General features: G+C 65.3%; 17 protein-coding genes and 1 pseudogene. 16 read left to right on the forward strand and 2 right to left on the reverse strand.

The genetic code is table 11. The features are described from left to right. The first annotated feature begins 415 nt into the window (after window positions 1-415). From ACSFDB_RS14435 to ACSFDB_RS14445, 3 genes are read left to right on the forward strand one after another with little or no spacing between them, the layout of a single operon-like run. Entirely contained in the window at window positions 416-754 is a 339-nt protein-coding gene (locus tag ACSFDB_RS14435) for an ArsR/SmtB family transcription factor (RefSeq protein WP_440771649.1), read from the forward strand. Further along, entirely contained in the window at window positions 751-1260 is a 510-nt protein-coding gene (locus ACSFDB_RS14440) for an SRPBCC family protein (protein WP_440771650.1), read from the forward strand. The genes ACSFDB_RS14435 and ACSFDB_RS14440 overlap by 4 nt, the downstream gene beginning before the upstream one ends. Beyond that, a complete protein-coding gene (locus ACSFDB_RS14445; RefSeq protein WP_440771651.1) occupies window positions 1247-1714 on the forward strand; it encodes a dihydrofolate reductase family protein in 468 nt (155 codons plus the stop codon). The genes ACSFDB_RS14440 and ACSFDB_RS14445 overlap by 14 nt, the downstream gene beginning before the upstream one ends. Before the next feature lie 271 nt (window positions 1715-1985). Here ACSFDB_RS14445 and ACSFDB_RS14450 read toward each other — a convergent pair whose 3' ends face one another. Both ACSFDB_RS14450 and tmcA read right to left on the reverse strand, forming a co-directional pair. Then, the gene (locus ACSFDB_RS14450) at window positions 1986-2366 is read right to left on the reverse strand and encodes a hypothetical protein (protein ID WP_440771652.1); all 381 of its coding nucleotides are present in this window, start codon (window positions 2364-2366) and stop codon (window positions 1986-1988) included. 123 nt (window positions 2367-2489) lie between these two features. Beyond that, window positions 2490-4874: a tRNA(Met) cytidine acetyltransferase TmcA gene (gene tmcA / locus ACSFDB_RS14455; RefSeq protein ID WP_440771653.1), complete on the reverse strand. Its 2385-nt coding sequence runs from the start codon at window positions 4872-4874 to the stop codon at window positions 2490-2492. A 373-nt stretch (window positions 4875-5247) separates the two neighbouring features. Between tmcA and ACSFDB_RS14460 the strand changes: the two genes are divergently transcribed. From ACSFDB_RS14460 to ACSFDB_RS14520, 13 genes and pseudogenes are all read left to right on the forward strand, one after another. Beyond that, window positions 5248-5649, forward strand: coding sequence for a hypothetical protein (locus ACSFDB_RS14460; protein WP_440771654.1), 402 nt, complete (start codon window positions 5248-5250; stop codon window positions 5647-5649). 344 nt (window positions 5650-5993) lie between these two features. Continuing rightward, window positions 5994-6356: a 50S ribosomal protein L7Ae gene (gene rpl7ae / locus ACSFDB_RS14465; RefSeq protein ID WP_090303575.1), complete on the forward strand. Its 363-nt coding sequence runs from the start codon at window positions 5994-5996 to the stop codon at window positions 6354-6356. 11 nt (window positions 6357-6367) lie between these two features. Further along, complete coding sequence (locus ACSFDB_RS14470; RefSeq protein ID WP_006064297.1) at window positions 6368-6592, forward strand: 30S ribosomal protein S28e; 225 nt, start codon at window positions 6368-6370, stop codon at window positions 6590-6592. A 3-nt stretch (window positions 6593-6595) separates the two neighbouring features. After that, window positions 6596-6982 (forward strand): 50S ribosomal protein L24e, encoded by a 387-nt coding sequence (locus ACSFDB_RS14475; RefSeq protein WP_440771655.1) that lies wholly within the window; start codon window positions 6596-6598, stop codon window positions 6980-6982. Further along, window positions 6979-7443, forward strand: a complete 465-nt coding sequence (ndk, locus tag ACSFDB_RS14480; RefSeq protein ID WP_090303573.1) for a nucleoside-diphosphate kinase — start codon at window positions 6979-6981, stop codon at window positions 7441-7443. Before ACSFDB_RS14475 ends, ndk begins: the two co-directional genes overlap by 4 nt. Window positions 7444-7711: 268 nt before the next feature. Then, entirely contained in the window at window positions 7712-8134 is a 423-nt protein-coding gene (locus ACSFDB_RS14485; RefSeq protein ID WP_440771656.1) for a DUF7344 domain-containing protein, read from the forward strand. A gap of 271 nt (window positions 8135-8405) precedes the next feature. Continuing rightward, on the forward strand, window positions 8406-9008 hold the full coding sequence (gene sod / locus ACSFDB_RS14490) for a superoxide dismutase [Mn] (RefSeq protein ID WP_440771657.1): 603 nt from the start codon (window positions 8406-8408) through the stop codon (window positions 9006-9008). A gap of 147 nt (window positions 9009-9155) precedes the next feature. Continuing rightward, complete coding sequence (locus ACSFDB_RS14495; protein ID WP_440771658.1) at window positions 9156-12194, forward strand: FAD-binding and (Fe-S)-binding domain-containing protein; 3039 nt, start codon at window positions 9156-9158, stop codon at window positions 12192-12194. Window positions 12195-12312: 118 nt separating this feature from the next. Continuing rightward, a pseudogene (locus ACSFDB_RS14500) lies at window positions 12313-12576 on the forward strand (DUF5827 family protein); the annotation flags it as partial. A gap of 95 nt (window positions 12577-12671) precedes the next feature. After that, the gene (locus ACSFDB_RS14505) at window positions 12672-13514 is read left to right on the forward strand and encodes an ATPase (RefSeq protein ID WP_440771659.1); all 843 of its coding nucleotides are present in this window, start codon (window positions 12672-12674) and stop codon (window positions 13512-13514) included. Between the two features lie 178 nt (window positions 13515-13692). Further along, window positions 13693-14811 (forward strand): thiamine ABC transporter substrate-binding protein, encoded by a 1119-nt coding sequence (locus ACSFDB_RS14510; RefSeq protein WP_440771660.1) that lies wholly within the window; start codon window positions 13693-13695, stop codon window positions 14809-14811. Between the two features lie 9 nt (window positions 14812-14820). Next, window positions 14821-16710 (forward strand): ABC transporter permease, encoded by a 1890-nt coding sequence (locus tag ACSFDB_RS14515; protein ID WP_440771661.1) that lies wholly within the window; start codon window positions 14821-14823, stop codon window positions 16708-16710. Further along, window positions 16707-17756 carry an ABC transporter ATP-binding protein gene (locus ACSFDB_RS14520; RefSeq protein WP_440771662.1) on the forward strand — a complete coding sequence of 350 codons (1050 nt, stop codon included), beginning with the start codon at window positions 16707-16709 and terminating at the stop codon, window positions 17754-17756. The genes ACSFDB_RS14515 and ACSFDB_RS14520 overlap by 4 nt, the downstream gene beginning before the upstream one ends. The last annotated feature ends 77 nt before the right edge of the window (window positions 17757-17833 follow it).

Below are 17833 nucleotides of genomic sequence, written 5' to 3' on the forward strand. Positions count from 1 at the left end.
TGATCGACTCTCGGTGATGGTGAAATTGATCATCGGCTCCTCCTCATTGTTTCATACGCTTCCAGAGCGTATATACCCGAGCCACGTGCGTAGCGAAAGTGGTCAGAGAGGCGCCTTAGGCGGCCGAAATGTCCATATTTGACGTCTCTCGAGACACTTTCACCGACGGTCGTCGAGCTACCTCCCGGAGCTGCCAGCCGAGCCCGCCGACGCCGACAGTTGGTCCGAGTTTTGAACGCGCTGTAGTTCCGTTCGAACCCTGCCGATTCGCACGGCGAGTCGTCACGTCCGGACTCGAGGGTCCGCCAGATGATCGATCTCCACCGATCGAAGCCGCCCTATTTTGGCATTCACACGGTCTTTCGCGCCTATTTAACTAAATGGTTAAATACTGGTGCGGCATATATTCAACCGGATGGTTGAACGACAGTCGAACGATCCCGATTTGGACGCGATCTTCCAGGCGCTGGCCCACCCGACGCGACGGGCGCTCATCGAGCAACTCGCCGACGGCCCCGAGAGCGTCGGCGATCTCGCGGAGCCCCACGACGTCTCGCTGGCGGCGGTGTCGAAGCACTTGCAGGTGCTCGAGGACGCGGGCCTCATCGAGGTCGAGCAGGACGGTCGCGTGCGCCGGTGTCACCTGGACGCCGACCCACTCAGCGACGCCTTCGGTTGGCTGACCCGGTACCGCGTGTTCTGGGAGGATCGATTCGACGCGCTCGCAGACCATCTGGAGGACGAAGACCAATGACCGACCACGAGACGGCCAACGAACCCGAATTCGAACCGAGCGAGTACGACATGACTATCCGGCGGACGTTCGACGCGCCGCGCGAACGCGTGTTCGAGGCGTGGACCGACCCCGAACAGGTGGCACAGTGGTGGGGTCCCAAGGGATTCACTGTTCCCCGCTGTGAGATGGACGTGCGACCGGGGGGCTCCTTCAGCATCGACATGGAAGGCCCCGACGGAACAATTTACCCGGACGAAGGGGTCTTTCACGAGGTCGACGAACCCGAGCGACTCGTCGTCACCAGTCGCGCCTTCGAGGACGACGACGGCGAGTTCCAACTCGAGGTCCGCCAGACCGTCACCTTCGCCGACCGCGACGGAAGGACGGAACTCACGCTGAAAGCGGAGGTTCTCACGGCGACGCCCGAGGTGGCCGAGGCGCTCGGCGGAATGGAACTGGGATGGAGCCAGAGCCTGGACAAGCTCGAGGCGTACGTCGACCGGTCGGCGGGTGGTACGAAGTGACGGCCGTCACGGCAAACATCTCGACGTCGCCGGGCCGAACGACGATCCCGAGAATTCGCTGGGAGACGGCGGCGAGCGGCTCCACGAGTGGATCTACGACCTCGAGAGCTGGCGCGAGGCCCACGGTCTCGAGGGTGGCGAGACGAACGCAAACGACGAGATCGTCGCGGAGCTGACCGAGAACGTCGGTGCGGTCGTGATGGGACGGCGAATGTTCAGCAACGACGACGGTCCGTGGGGCGACGAGCCGTTCGACGGCCACTGGGGCGACGATCCGCCCTTCGGCGTCCCGGTGTTCGTCCTCACCCACCACGCTCGAGCGCCGCTCGAGATGGACGGCGGCACGACGTTCACCTTCGTGACCGACGGGATCGAGAGCGCCGTGGAGCGAGCGACGGACGCAGCGGGCGACCGGGATGTCTCAATCGCGGGCGGCGCGAGCACCATCCAGTAGTGTCTCGAGGCGGGCCTGCTCGACGAGCTACAGATCCACCTCGTGCCCGTCCTGCTGGCCTGTTCGAACGGTCGGTCGGCGATCGACCGACGGCCGCTGAGTACGTCGCACTGGAACGTACGAGGGTGGTCGAGTCGCCTGGCGTCACTCACCTTCGGTTCCGCGTCTCGGCGTAAGCGTGTGAACTCGTCGTCCGAAGCAGAGCGATAGAAACACAGGCGTGCCGTCGACGACGGTCACCTCCTCGGACGACGGATCGGGTCGAGTACCGTCAGTCGCCACGGCCGGCGACGGGGCGTCGAAGCCGATCCCAGCCACGGTAGCCGCCGACGAGCAGATAGGCGAGGACGAGCACGAACGCGAGCACGCCGTCGGCGATGGCGGTCGACGTCCCGTCGATCGCTTCGCTCCCGACGGCGGCGAGGAAAATCGCCATCGCGGTCTTGTGGAAGATAACCAGCTCCCAGATTCCCGGATACGCACGAGGGCGATAGGCCAGGAGTAAAAATAGCCCGGCGAACACCAGAAAGCCAAACATGCGCCAGCTCTCGACGACGAGCGTCTCGGGACCCGCAGCGCGGACGGCCGACACTGCCACGACGAATGCGTACAGTGCACCGAGCGCGGCGAGTACCAGAATACCGGTCGCCACGTTCCGTCTCCACCGCGGAATTGCTTCCACCCTGCTCGTCGCGTAGGTGGTCATGGAGACGCTACGCTTCGGAGCAAAAAGCGAGTTTCGCTGGTCCGAGGCCGGTATTGACGGAGTTCGAACTCACTCGTCGGCGAACCGACCCCGTTCCTCGAGCGCCGCGTCTCCCCCGTACCGATCGACTAGCGGACGGAGTGCGGTGCCGAGCGCACGCATGCACTGGCCCGTCGAGTGGTACTCGAGTCGATCCGTGACGGCCGAGACGTCGCGACCCTGGAGCGCGCGCAACACGAGCAGCCGTTCCTCGCGGTCGGTTAGATCGATGTCGGGTGGGTCCTCGACGAAGTAGCGGACGACGAGGCGACGGAACGGGCCGGGATCGACATCGAACAGCCCCGGGCCATAGGCCGCGCCGGCGACGACCCGCCAGTCGTGATCGGATAGCTCGAGCGGCGGCGCTGCCGCGTCGTCGACGGACCGCAGGAGTCCGCGGGCCACGTCGGGATCGAGGTCCGACAGCGCGTCCGTACAGAGCGCTGCGAACCGCCGGGCGAACCACTCGGCGTGGCGGTCGTGGAGGCCGGCTCCCGATTCGGTCGTCGGGGCGAGCATGAGCGCCGAGTACTCGCCGCTGGCGTCGTTGCGAGTCGTCGAGACGTGAACCGTTCGGTAGCCGTTCTCGCGCCAGAACTCGAGCAAACCGGGCGTCGCACCGAATCCGGTTCCGAGCCAGTCGATCCCCTCGCTGGGCCGTCGGTCCTGTTCGACGTCCGAGACGCCTGGCGTCTCGTTCGCGAACTCCTCGCGAATGCACTCGAGCAGCTGCGACCCCAACCCGCGCGAGCGCGCCGCGTGGTGGGTCGCGATGCGAACGACGCGGAGCCCCGCGGGTTCGCCCGCGGACTCGTCGCTCAACTGGCTCGTCAGCACGTCAGGGAGCATGTTCCCGCGAACGCGACCGCCTTCGTACATCATCGCCCGCGTCTCCGCCGAGAGGTTCCCCTCGCGAGCTAGCAGCGCGACGCTGACGACGCGGCCGCCGTCGGAATCGTCAGTATCGCCGGCGTCGCGGTGGATCAACGCGCGGGCCTCGAGATTCGGCGCGTCGAGCAGCCGCGCGAGGTCGTTGGGCTCGGTGCGGTAGTGAGCGAGCACGAGCAGGCCGAACGCCTCTCGGAGAAGGTGTTCGTCGGCGAACAGGTCGTCCGGCTCGAGAGTGCGGTATTCGACCGATTCGGGTGTCGCATCCTCGACCATCGACTCGACCGGCGGCCGGGCGTCGAGCAACAGGGCGCGGAACGCCCAGACCTCGACGGGGTCGCCCGCGGCGTACCGAATCGGCTCGACGAGCGTTCGCTCGACCACTGCGTGATCACTCCCCGCCAGTCGGTCCCGGAACCGGACCGAAAAGCCGCGGCCGGCCCCCTCGTAGCCGTGAATCGTCGTCGCGAACGCGACTCGGTCGGCTTCGAGCAGCGACTCGAGCATCGAGACCGGCAGCGCGGCGGCCTCGTCGACGATGACGACGTCCGCGGTTGCGAGGTGGGTCACGGCATCGGTCGGCTCGAGAAACCGGATGCGGCCGCCGACAGCCGTCTCGAGCCGGCGAGTGGAGTCGACCGTGGCGGTGGCGTCCGGGAGCGTCTCGCAGAGTTCCCTCGCACGATCGAATAGCTCGGCCGCGTTTCGCGATCGAGGCGCGGTGACGAGGACGTCCAGTCCGGCGGCGGCCATGGCACCCGCAGCCAGCCCCGCGGCACTCGACTTGCCGCGGCCGCGGTCGGCCTCGAGGACGACGGCTCGCGGCTGATCCTCGCTGGGCGGCTCGTCGGTGCTGCCCCCGTTGCCCTCGAGCAGCGACTCGAACGCCGCCACCGCGTCGATCTGGTCGCCCGTGAGACAGGCTTCGTAAGTCTCGGCGGGGAACCGGGCGTTCGTCGGTTCCTCGAGCGAGGATTCCTGCTCGCGGCTTCGTCGCAGTGCCGGATTCGTCAGTCCGTCGTCGACGATTTGCTCGGCCTCGAGGTCGACGATCCCGATGCCGCGGTGTGCGCGAAGCGTCTCGACGAGTCGCCGCCTGAACCGTCCGGTAACGTCCGCCACTGAGAATGGCGGCACGGCGAGTGACTCGTCGAACTCGCCGTGGCGGTCGGGCCAGTCCTCGAGGCGTGGCGTGAGCAGGACCAGCAGGCCGCCGCCGTCGACCGCGCCGACGACTTTGCCGAGCGCGTTCGGTCGGAGTCCCTCGTGGGCGTCGAGGGCGATCACGTCTCGAGTCGTTCCGAGAAGCTCGCTCGCGTTGGCCTGCGGGAGGTGTTCACAGCGCAGGCGGTCGTCGGGACCGACAAGCGTGGTCGCCGTGATCGGGACCGGGAGGGTGTCGAGGATTGACTCGAGGGTATCGTACCCCGCTGCTCGGTCGCCAGCGAGGACCAGCAGCCGCCGCTCGTTCACCCCCGTCGCCTCGTCGAACAGCGACTCGGCGAGGTCGACGACATCCGCGTTCATGTGACCGAATTGGGGCCTCGAGAGTAATAGCCACCGGAGTACGATGGGGGAGCGATTTGTCCGGAAACGTAATACGCACCTGCAATTCGGTGACGGTGACCCGTCGCGTTCTGTTCGAGCTAGCAGGTAGAAGCGCAACGACTCCCAGCCGTTTTCTCCTCACGAGCACTGCGGAACGGCGTTCCCTCTACTTATGGGCACGTCGTACCCGCTCATTGCTCACGGGCGCGTGAGTCTGCACCTGTCTCGACAGTCGTGACGCATGCGCCGCACACTGAAGCATAATATGACAAATGTATTCGCAGAAGAGATTCCTGTCACCGATTTCGCCACATAAGGCATATTGCTTATGCAGCCAATCGGTAGCTATCCTATGACACAGCGAAGGTACGAAAACGGCAAACAGGCGATAGAACGTTGGAATCTGGCTTTCCGTGCTCTTTCGGCTGAGCCGCGTCGGCAACTCATTGTGTCTCTCTTAGACTGTTCGACAGATGAACCGGTGGCGCTCCCCGAGAGCGCCATAAATCCCACCGTTCCTGCTAATCCCGAGAAATTGACATCGGATCTGCACCACAACCATCTACCGACGTTGGCAGATTCCGGATTCATCGAATGGGAGGCGAGCCCGTTCGTCGCGTATCGAGGCCCTCGATTCGAGGAAGTTGCGGTGGTTTTTGAAGCGTTGTATTCGAGTGCGATCGACATTCCAGACCCACTGGTCGAAGGCTGTCAGCGCCTCGAATGGGAGCAGCAAGTTCGCTTCGAAAAGTAGGGATCCACGATCACGGACCGTTCACAGGTCTACTGCCCGGTAGTCGGGTCTCGCTTAGCTCACGGCAGCCCGGCGCGTTACCGAAACCCCGCGTGGACCGTTCGCTCCGGAACACAATCACGTCTGTCTAGACCCTGTCTAATCGGCCCGTGCGGACCCCTCTCACAGCCCCAGTCGTTTGAACACGCTTTTAAGGGGGGCAACGCTACTGGCGTAGTACACCCTACGCGGGGTTGATGATGCTCCTAGCCTCACAGGACTTCCGCCGGAAACGGTCCGGCACGGGGTGAGAACCCCGGACGGCAGGGGAGCGCGAGCCCACGTGTAGGAGAGGTGAACAACCAATGTCAGTCTACGTAACAACCGACATCCCGGCCGACCTCGCAGACGATGCCCTCGAGGCACTCGAGGTCGCACGAGACACAGGACGCGTAAAGAAAGGAACGAACGAAACGACGAAAGCGATCGAGCGCGGCAACGCCGATCTCGTCTACGTCGCCGAAGACGTCTCCCCCGAGGAGATCGTCATGCACCTGCCCGAACTCGCCGACGAGAAGGGCATCCCGGTCGTCTTCATCGAGACCCAGGACGACGTCGGCCACGCCGCCGGCCTCGAGGTCGGGAGCGCCGCCGCGGCGATCGTCGACGCCGGCGAGGCGGGCGACGACGTCGAAGATATCGCCGGCAAGGTCGAGGACCTCGACTGAGGTGATCAGAGATGAGTGCTGAAGAGGAAGAAAGCGGCTCTACGCCCGCCGAGGTCATCGAGATCGTCGGCAAGACCGGCATGCACGGCGAAGCCATGCAGGTCAAATGCCGAATCAAGGAGGGCGAGAACCAGGGACGAATCATCACCCGAAACTGCCTCGGGCCGGTTCGCGAAGGCGACGTGTTGCAGCTTCGCGAGACCGCTCGTGAGGCAGACTCCATCGGAGGACAATAACCAATGGTCGAGAAACGTACCTGCGACTACACGGGCGAAGAGATCGAGCCCGGCACGGGCATCATGTACGTCCGCAAGAACGGCAGTGTGCTCCATTTCGTCGACTCGAAGGCGGAGAAAAACTACAAGCTCGGTCGCGAACCGCGCGATCTGGAGTGGACCGAGGACGGTCGCCGTAACAAGGGCCGGACCGAGGCTCCCACGTCCGCTGCCGAGGACGACGAGCAGGACGAGGTCGCCGACGCCGAAGCTGACGACGACCTCGAAACTGAAGACGAAGCCGTCGACGAAGACGACGACTCCGAATCCGCCGGTGACGAGGATGTCACCGACGCCGAAGCGGACGACGACGGCGAGGCCGAAGCCGAAGAGACCGAGGCCGAACAATGAGCGACCACGAGCGGACCTTCGTCATGGTCAAGCCCGACGCCTTTGCGCGTGGGCTCGTCGGCGAAGTCATCTCCCGACTCGAGGATCGCGGTCTCAAACTCGTCGGGATCAAAGTGATCAACATGCCCGAGGAGCGGGCCCAAGAACACTACAGTGAACACGAGGACAAGCCGTTCTTCGACGGCCTCATCGAGTTCATTACCGGCGGTCCGGTCGTCCCGATGGTCTGGGAGGGCCAGGACGCGACCCGTCAGGTCCGTCAGATGATCGGCGAGACCGACCCACTCGAGGCCGCACCGGGAACGATCCGCGGCGACTACGCGCTGGATCTCGGTCGAAACGTCGTTCACGCCGCCGACCACGAGGACGAGGGCGCGAACGAACGCGAAATCGCGATTCACTTCGACGACGACGAACTGATCGACTACGATCAGCACGACGCCGAGTGGCTCTACGAGTAATACGTCGACCTCGTCTCGGATCGAACGCAGCGATTCGGACGGTTGATTTCTTCGTTTTCTCGCGTATAGTGGACAGTTGACACGAAGCGGGGACAGTCGAGAGCCCCCGGGATCCCGTTGGCAGTGGCCACCACTCAGTAATTATACTGGATATTATATTGCGGAGAATGTACATGTGTTTTTCTAGGTAGACGTAACATCTAATGTGACGGCTGTAGAAGGGACGGTTGGTGGTTTCGAATGGTAACACACGGTAGGTGGTTCGTGGATGCGTGAGACCGAGCGAGAGTCGACGAGGATCACGGCCGAGGTGACACCGTCGCTCGATCTGATCTTCGATCTACTCTCGAACCGCCGTCGGCGGTACGCGCTTTACTACATGCACGACCAACCGGACGGCGTCGCGACACTCGACGAACTCGCGACCGCCATCGTCGCCCTCCAGCAGGCGGACTCGAGCGAGGAGGCGGCGATAGCAGACGAGACCGACACAGGCGACGAAACCGACTCCGAAACGAACGGCGACCAGCGGCAACTGCGAATCCGAACGGAACTGAAGCACACGCACCTGCCAAAACTCGAGGATGCCGGAATCCTCGACCACGACCGGCGCAGCGAGACCGTTCGATACTGGAACCAGCCCTCGCTCGAGGAGTGGCTCGAGCACGCAAAACACAAGGAGCGCTCGTAGTCCGACGGCAACGATGCGGTTCCCCGGCGTGGCTGATACGGTCTGCTGTAACGATGTACCGGTGTTCTCGCAGGGCGGTCGCGGTTGCACGGAGATAACGTACAGAGTCCGTATGAAAGGTTTAACCCGCAACCCGTGGGACTACCGGTGGCGGCGTATCACGCGAGACGAACCACACGAGGGGAGCGCGATCGCCTGTGCGGCATGATACCGTTTCTCTCCTCAAAACTTAACAGGCGAGATGCAGATACAACACTACAGGTGAATTCCAATGACTGACCACGAACTTCCACCACTACCGTACGATTACGACGCGCTGGAGCCATCGATCTCCGAACAGGTCGTGACCTGGCATCACGACACCCACCATCAGGGCTACGTCAACGGTCTCAACTCCGCCGAGGAGACCCTTCAAGAGAACCGCGAGTCGGGCGACTTCGGCTCGACGCCCGGCGCCCTCTCGAACGTCACTCACAACGGCTGTGGACACTATCTCCACACGCTGTTCTGGGAGAACATGTCGCCGAACGGCGGCGGCGAACCCGAGGGCGACCTCGCCGACCGCATCGAGGAGGACTTCGGCTCCTACGAGGGTTGGAAGGGCGAGTTCGAGGCCGCTGCCGGCGCCGCCGGTGGCTGGGCCCTGCTGGTCTACGACCCGGTCGCCAAGCAGCTGCGTAACGTCGCGGTCGACAAGCACGACCAGGGCGCACTCTGGGGCTCCCACCCAATCCTGGCGCTGGACGTCTGGGAGCACTCCTACTACTACGACTACGGTCCGGACCGCGGCGAGTTCATCGACGGCTTCTTCGACGTCGTCAACTGGGACTCGGCCGCCGAGGAGTACCAGAAGTGTCTCGACCACTTCGAGTAACGTAGCTCGCCGGAAACGCGACGACTCGGCAATCCAGACGTTTTTTTGGACCGCATCCTCGAGAGCGGTGCCACCGGTCGATCACGACCGGTAACATCGTGTGAAAGCGACACGCACTGTTTTGGTTCTCGGTGGTCGAGTGCTCGTATGGCTACGGAACGTGTCGGAAGCGAGGACCGGCCGCTCGAGCGCGACTCGAGTACGAACGGAAACGGGGTCGATGGCGGTGCGAACGGCACGGGAAGCGACCTCGCGGCCGCCCTCGAGGTCGCGGTCGACGGCGACGTTCGCTTCGACGAGTACACCCGAGTGCTGTACGCGACCGACGGGAGCATCTACGGCGCCCAGCCCGCGGGAGTCGTTTTCCCGCGGAACACGGACGACGTCCGCTCGGCGGTCCGCGTCGCCGCGGACTATGGCGTCCCTGTGCTCCCTCGCGGCGCCGGCTCCTCGCTCGCCGGACAGGCGGTCGGTCCGGGCTGTATCGTCCTCGACCTGTCCCGACACATGAACGAGATTTGTGAGATCGATCCGGACGACCAACGGACCACCGTCCAGCCTGGGGTTGTTCAGGACGACCTCGACGATGCGCTCGAGCCCCACGGCCTCCGATTCGCACCTGACCCGGCGTCGTCGAACCGGGCGACCGTCGGCGGCGGCATCGGCAACAACTCGACGGGTGCTCACTCCGTCCGCTACGGGATCACGGACGCCTACATCGAGGAGTGCGAGGTCGTTCTCGCGGACGGCTCGCTGATTCGCACGCGGGACGTCGTCCTCGACAGTCCGGAGTGGGACGAGATCGTTTCGAAAGATGACCGCGAGGCCGAGATCTACCGGGCGGTCCGAGCGATCGTCGAGGACAACGCCGACGAGATCGAAGACCGGTATCCGACGCTCAAACGCTGTGTCAGCGGCTACAATCTGCAGAAGGTGCTGCGGGAGAACGAGGCGGGAGAGGACGTCCTCAATCTCTCGAAGCTTGTCGTCGGCGCTGAGGGGACTCTGGGCGTCGTCGTCGAGGCCGAACTCTCGCTCGTGACCCGTCCCGAGAAGACCGCACTCGCGGTCTGCTGTTACGACGAGTTACTCGAGGCGCTGGCCGCGGTGCCCCAGGCGCTCTCCCTCGAGACCAGCGCGGTCGAGTTGATGGATGACGAGGTGTTTCGGCTGGCCGCGGAGTCGCCGGAGTACGCCGAGTACGCGGAGCCGATCCCCGACGGCACCGCGGCGGTGCTGATGGTCGAGTTCGATTCGGAGGTGGTCGACGATCTCTCAGCGGCGCTGGCGAACGCGACGACTCAGCTCGTCGACGACGGGACCGCGTTCGACTCGATCGAAGCGCTCGAGCCCGAAACCCAGGACCGACTCTGGAAGCTCCGCAAGGCGTCGATTCCGCTCCTGATGAGCATGGACGGCGATCCGAAGCCGTATCCGTTCGTCGAGGACGCCTCCGTACCGCCCGAGGAGCTCGCTGAGTACGTCGCGAGCTTTCAGGAGATCCTCGCGGATCACGACACGACGGCGGCCTACTTCGCCCACGCCGGCGTCGGGACGCTGCACATTCGACCGGTTCTCAACCTGAAGGACGGTGAGGGCGTCGAGACAATGCGATCCATCGCCGAGGACGTCACCGACCTCGCGCTCGAGCACAACGGCGCGTTCTCCGGCGAGCACGGCGACGGGTTGGCGCGGACGGAGTTCAACCCCAAACTGTACGGCCCCACGCTCTGGCAGGCGTTCACGGACGTGAAATCCGCCTTCGATCCCGACTGGCGGATGAACCCCGGAAAGGTCGTCTACCGCGACGATGACCCCACGGATATCAGAGAACATCTCCGCTACGGCCCCGACTACGCCTCGCTCGAGCCACAGACCGCGCTCGATTTCGCGGACGACGGCGGCTTCTCCCACCTCGTCGAACTCTGTAACGGCTGTGGCACCTGTCGCCAGACCGACGGCGACGTGATGTGTCCGACCTACCGGGCGACCGAAGAGGAGATCGCGACGACCCGCGGGCGGGCCAACCTGCTCCGGGCGGCGATCAGCGGCGAAATCGATCCCGAGGAGCTCTACGGCGACCGATTTCAGGAGGAGGTGCTGGATCTCTGTATCGGCTGTAAGGGCTGTCAGAGCGACTGTCCAACCGGGGTCGACCTCGCGAAGCTCAAAGCCGAGGTGAAACACCAGTCCCACGAACGCAACGGAACGACGCTCCGCGAGCGCCTCTTTTCGAACGTCGACCGACTCGCCGCGGCCGGGAGCGCCGCTGCGCCGGTCGCCAATCGAGCGACGAATCTGCCGGGTGCACGGGCGGTTCTCGAGAAGACGGTGGGGATCGCCACCGAACGCACGCTCCCGGAGTTCCGACGGGAGACGCTGGTCGACTGGTTCGCCGACCGGGAGTCGACCGTCGACGCCGAGACGGCCACCGCGGGCGTCGTCCTCTTTCCGGACACGGACACGAACTACTCGAATCCCGCCCCCGGCAAGGCCGCCGTCCGGGTCCTCGAGGCCGCGGGCGTCCGCGTCGCGGTCCCCGATCTCGGACCGACCGGCAGAGCGGCGTACTCGAAGGGGCTGCTCGACGACGCGGCGGATCACGGGGAGGCGCTGCTCGAGAGCCTCGAGCCCTATCTCGATCGCGGGTGGTCGGTCTGCTTCGTCGAGCCCTCGGACGCGGCGATGGTGGTCGACGAGTACCGGTCGCTGCTCCCGGGCCGCGTCGACGACGAGCGACTCGAGCGACTCGTCTCGAACGCCTACGGCGTCTGCGAGTATCTGGACACGCATCACCTGGATGAGCGGCTTCCGGTCGACCACGAGGACGCACGCGAGCGCGTGACCTACCACGGCCACTGCCACGAGAAGGCTCGCGGCGCGGACCACCATGCGGTCGGTCTGCTCAGACGCGCGGGCTACGCCGTCGATCCCGTCGATTCGGGCTGCTGCGGGATGGCCGGCTCCTTCGGCTACGAGGCCGAACACTACGACCTCTCGCGGGCGATCGGTGACCTGCTCCACGAGCAACTCGAAGAGAGCGCGGCCGAGGCGGAGACGGCGAATGGGGGCGAGACGAGGGTCGTCGCCCCGGGTACCTCCTGTCGCACCCAGATCGGCGACTTCGAGGCCTACGATCGACCGCCGCACCCGATCGAACTGCTCGACGCGGCGCTCGAGGCGTAGTCTTCCGCTTCGGAACCGTCCGGTTACGAGGAACCGCGAGAGCCCTCGAGCGAATCGACTGCGTCGGACGCCTCAGGAACGAACGATTTAGGCGCGCGAGACTGATAGCACCCAGTAGATGCCCGTTTCCAAGTCCGAGTTCGACAGCCTGCCGCCGTGTGACTTCTACACGCCCGCGGAGCTGCTCGAGGCCGACCAGATGTACACTGTCTACGAGATCGCCCGCCTCCTGCAGGGGCTCGACCCCGGCGCGGAGATCGACCAGGGAACCGAGGACGTCCTGCTCGACTGGACGATCCCGTGGATCATGAACAACGCCGACGATCTCGTCGTCGCCGAACCGCGTTCCGACGACGAACCCGCCCATTACGGGCTGAAAGAGGAGAACGCGAGCGACGGAACCGACGCTGACGAAAGTGACGGTGACAAAACGGCCGCTGACGAGAGCAACGGCGACGACGCCGACGACGACACCGAATGATCCTCCTCGTGGTCGGTGCCGACCGCGTCGACGCCGGCAAGACCACGTTCTCGGCGGGGCTCCTCGAGCGAACCGGAGCCGTCGGCTACAAGCCGCGCGCGGGCAACGACTACTGGTTCGACCACGACGACTGTCGGTCGGCGCTCGCGGAGAATCGGCTCTACGGCAAGGACGCCAGACGGCTCGCACGGGCCGAAGCGCGCGGTCGCGAGCCCGAGCGGCTCAACCCCGTTCATCGCCTGTGGCGGCCCACGCCCGACGGCGGGACCGGTGTCCTCGGGAAGTCGGATCGAGAGTTCCTCGTCGACCGCGTCGGTCGGCCGAGCGACGGCGACGGTGACGTGCCGACGTACGTCCGCAACGCGACCGCCGAGATTCCGGACGTCGTCGCCGACGCGCTCCCGCTCGAGGATGCCATCCCCGTCGAGACCGTCGGCGAGTTCAACGAACTCGCCGAGGAGCGGTACGTCCCCGCGTTCGAACGACTGGCGGCCGAGATCGAATCGGCCGACGTCGCCGTCGTCGAATCCTACAGCGATATCGCCCAACCGCTCCAGTCGCTCGAGCACGCGGCGATTAGCGCCGTCGCGGCCGTCGAACCCGGCTGCGCGCGGATCTACGACAGCGATCGGTACTGTCGCGCCTGCGAGATCGCCAGTTCGAGCCCGAAAGACGGCGCGCTCGAGAAGCGCGTCCCCGACGTGCTCGACTTCCTCGAGCCGCTCGAGCGGGTTCGGCTGCCGGCGCTCGGCGGCGACGCGCGGGACGATCCGGCGCGGATCGCACGGGCGTACGAAGAAGCGTACGACGCGATGCTCGAGGCGGCCCAGCGGGTCTGAGAAGCGATGTCGGTGCCGAACTCCGGTTTCGGCGTCTGAGGCCGGCTACCGGAAAAGTTCGGTCTCACCGACCCTGTATTTTCACACTCTCAAATCGTCGACATACGTCGGTTTCGGTCCCGGAGGTTCCGACTTCAGTATCAGAGGGGTTAAGACCACCCAGTGGAACAACCGCGTAATGAGACGACGAACGTTCGTCGGTGCAGTTGGTAGTGGGGCCGCGCTCGGACTCGCCGGGTGTCTGACGCAGGACGGCGACGAATCAGACGATTCGAACGGCGATCCCGAACCTGAGGAGCCGAATCTCGAGGGGACGCTCGAGGTCGTCACCTACGAGTCGATGATCGACGGCGACAACCCCGCCGGCCCGTGGCTCAAGGAGGCGTTCGAGGAGGCGTACCCCGACGCCGAACTCGAGTGGGTACAGCTTCCGGATCAAGGAGTCGGCCACTACATCAACCAGGCGCAGGGTGGGCAGAACATCGACGCCGACGTTTACTTCGGGCTGAACATCGACGACCTCGTGAGCGTCGACGATAACCTCGAGGAGGGAGGGCTCTTCCGCGGACTCAACGCGGATCGAATCGACCGCTCGAGCCGGATTCGCGACGGGCTCGACATGGGTGACCCGCACGACCGCGTGCTCGCCTACGACACCGGCTACATCAGCCTCGTCTTCGACGAGACCGAGGTCGACGACCCCGAGACTTTCGAGGATCTGACCGAACCGGCGTACGAGGATGCCCTGATCGCTCAAAACGCCCAGACCTCGGATCCCGGACAGGCGTTCCTGCTGTGGACGATCGACGCGTTCGGCGAGGACGGCTACCTCGACTACTGGCGGGACCTCCGGGAGAACGGCGTCCGGGCCCTCGAGGACTGGTCCGAGTCCTACTACGGCGCGTACATGAACGAGGAGCGGCCGATGGTCGTCTCCTACTCGACTGATCAGGTGTTCGCCAGCGCGGAAGGGAACGACCTCTCGCGCCACCAGATCGGCTTCCTGAACGACCAGGGCTACGCGAACCCGGAAGGGATGGCGATCTTCGAGGATGCCGACAGCGTCGATCTCGCCTACGAGTTCCTCGACTTCGTCCTCTCGAACGACGCCCAGGCGGAGATCGCCGAGCGAAACGTCCAGTTCCCCGCGGTCGAAGACGAGCACGTCGACCTGGACGACGAGTTCGATCAGTACGCACACGTGCCGCCGGAGGCGGTGACGGTCGGCTACGACGACCTTCGCGGCAACCTCGACGAGTGGGTCGACGACTGGGCGCGCGAGTTCGCCAGCCAATAATCGACGGCCGTGTCCGCCACAGGTCGCTTCGCAGGTGATCGCGTCCGCGCGTGGCTCGAGCGCCACGCAATCGGACTAACCGCGCTCGTGACGGCGGGAATTCTCGTCGTCATGCTGTACCTCCCCGTCGGCGTCGTCTTCGTCGAGGCCGTCCTCGAGGACGGAACGCCGACGCTCGGCCACTTCGCCGACGTGCTGACGGATCCGTTCTACTTCGGGGCGCTCGCGGACGTCTTCGCGGAGCCGCTGGCGATCGGCACGCACCTCGGCTCGCTCGCGGGCTGGCTCGCCGCGATTTCGATCTCGCTGACGCTCGAGTATCCGCTCCCCGGCGTCGACATCCCTGTCCCGTGGCTCGCCGTCGATACGCCCGGCGTTCGCAAGGGACTGTTCGGTTTTACGGCCTACCAGGCCGCGCTGTCGACGGTCGCGAGCGTCGCGATCGGGTTGCCGGCCGCGTACGTCCTCGCGAACTACGAGTTCTACGGTCGGCGAACGCTCCGGTCGTTGACGATCCTGCCGTTCGTCATGCCCGGGATTCTGGTCGCGGTCGGCTTCTACGCGATGTTCGGACGGGCGGGAACGCTCAACGGACTCCTCGGGACGGTCGGTCTCGGTCCGTACGCGTTCATCGAGACGAGTCCGCTGACGATCGTGATCCTCGCCCACGCGTTCTACAACGCGCCGCTGGTCGCCCGACTCACCGTCGCCGCCTGGGAGTCCGTCGACGCGCGTACCGTCGAAACGGCTCGCAGCCTCGGTGCGAGCGAGCGTCGGGCCTTCCGGGACGTAATCATCCCGCAACTCGCCCCGGCCGTCCTCACCGGCGCGCTGTTGACCTTCATCTTCACCTTCATGACGTTCCCCATCGTGCTCGCCCTCGGCGGGCTGCAGCTCGCGACCGTCGAGGTCTGGATCTACGATCGCATCCAGCGACTCGACTACGCCGAAGCCGCGACGCTCGCGATACTCGAGACGATCCTCTCGCTCGGACTGACCTACGCCTACCTTCGCTACGAGTCCGCACAGACGGGGTTCGCACAGGCGCCGTCTCCGCCGCCGAAGGAGCGGCTCGTCCCCGACCTTCGGACCGCTCTCTCGCCGCGGCGACTCGCGATCTTCGGCTACGGGCTCGTCGCGCTGGTGCTGTTCGTCGGTCCGATGGCGAGTCTCGTCGTCGGCGGGGTTACCGACGGCTCCGGCCTCACGCTTCGCAACTACTCATTTTTGCTCGAGCGCCAACTCGAGGGCGCGAGCTTCCAGACACTCCCGCTGCCGGCGATTCGGAACTCGCTGCTGTTCGGCATCGCGACGCTCCTGATCGCCGTGCCGATGGGCGTCGTCATCTCGGTGTTGACGGCCCGTACCGGCCGCAGCGGGACGATCGTCGACACCCTCGCGATGCTCCCGCTCGCCGTCAGCGGCATCGTCTTCGGGATCGGGCTCCTGCAGGGGCTCGTGTTCGGCATCCCGCTGCCGGGCGGCTGGCGCTTCCAGGTCACGGGCGCCGTCGCGATCGTCGTCGCCCACGCGGTCGCCGCCTATCCGTTCGTCACTCGAAACGTCTCGCCGGTGCTGACGAACCTCGATCCGGCGATGGTCGAGTCCGCCCGTGCGCTCGGCGCTTCGCGATTCCGCGCGCTGCTGGACGTCGAACTCCCGCTGGTCGCGAACGGAATCGTCGCCGGAGCCGCGTTCGCGTTCGCCATCTCGATCGGCGAGTTCTCTTCGACGGTGATTTTGGCCAGCGGGGGCGAGAGCTACACCATGCCCGTCGCCGTCGAACGCTACCTGGGCCGTCGATCCGGCCCTGCCATCGCCATGGGAACGCTGTTATTGGCCGTGACGGCAGCGAGTTTCGTCGTCATCGACCGCGTCGGCGGGAGGTACGAACTGTGACCGAGCTTCGACTCGAGGGCGTCTCGAAACGCTACGGGGCAGGAACGGACGAGACCACGACGGCTGCGCTGAAAGATGTCGACCTTACCGTCAGAGACGGCGAGTTCTTCACGCTCGTCGGTCCCTCGGGCTGCGGGAAGACGACCACGCTCAGAACGATCGCCGGCTTCGAAGAGCCCACCGACGGGACCGTCTGCTTCGACGACGAACCGATGGCCGGCGTGCCGCCCGAGGATCGCGACGTCGGCGTCGTCTTTCAGAGCTACGGCCTCTTCCCGCACATGAGCGTCGCCGAAAACGTCGGCTACGGACTCCGGTTCCGAGAGCCGCCCGGCGGAGTGAGCGCCGACGAGCGCGTCGCGGAGTTGCTCGAACTCGTCGACCTCGAGGGGACGGGCGACCGGGCTCCCGAGCAGCTCTCCGGCGGCCAGCAACAGCGGGTCGCCCTGGCCCGCGCGCTCGCGCCGGCACCCGACCTCCTCCTGCTCGACGAGCCGATGAGCGCGCTCGACGCCCGCCTCCGGGAATCGCTGCGCCGACAGCTTACGCGGATCCAGTCGCGACTCGATATCACGACGATCTACGTTACGCACGACCAGGAGGAGGCGTTAGCGATTTCGGACCGGCTCGCGGTGATGAACGACGGCCGGATCGAACAGGTCGCCTCGCCGCAAACGATCTACCGCGAGCCGGAGACCCGATTCGTCGCCGAGTTCGTCGGCGACAACAACGTCTTCGAGGGGACCGTCGTCGCTCGAGATGGCGACCGCTGCTCGGTCGATGTCCGCGGGAAGACGATCGAAATCCCCGCGGTTCGGGACGGCACGAATCGAGTACACTTTTGCGTTCGAGCGGCCGCGTTGTCGCCCACCGTCGAGCAGAATCAGTTATTGATCTCCGTCGAGACCAGCGAATTCCGCGGGGAGACCGTCCACGCGTACGGCCGGTGGAACGACGTTCCAGTCGTATTACAGCTCGAGGAGGTCCCTGCGGACGAGGTCACCGTGGGATTCGAGCCCTCGAGTGTGCACGTGCTGGAACCGTGACGGTCCCGCAGTCGGAACGAACAGATCGAGTTCGGTCGTGGCGTCGAGCCCAATTCGATACGAGGGGATGGACGCTA

This window comes from Natronorubrum amylolyticum, from assembly GCF_052040145.1.
Taxonomy (GTDB): Archaea; Halobacteriota; Halobacteria; order Halobacteriales; family Natrialbaceae; genus Natronorubrum.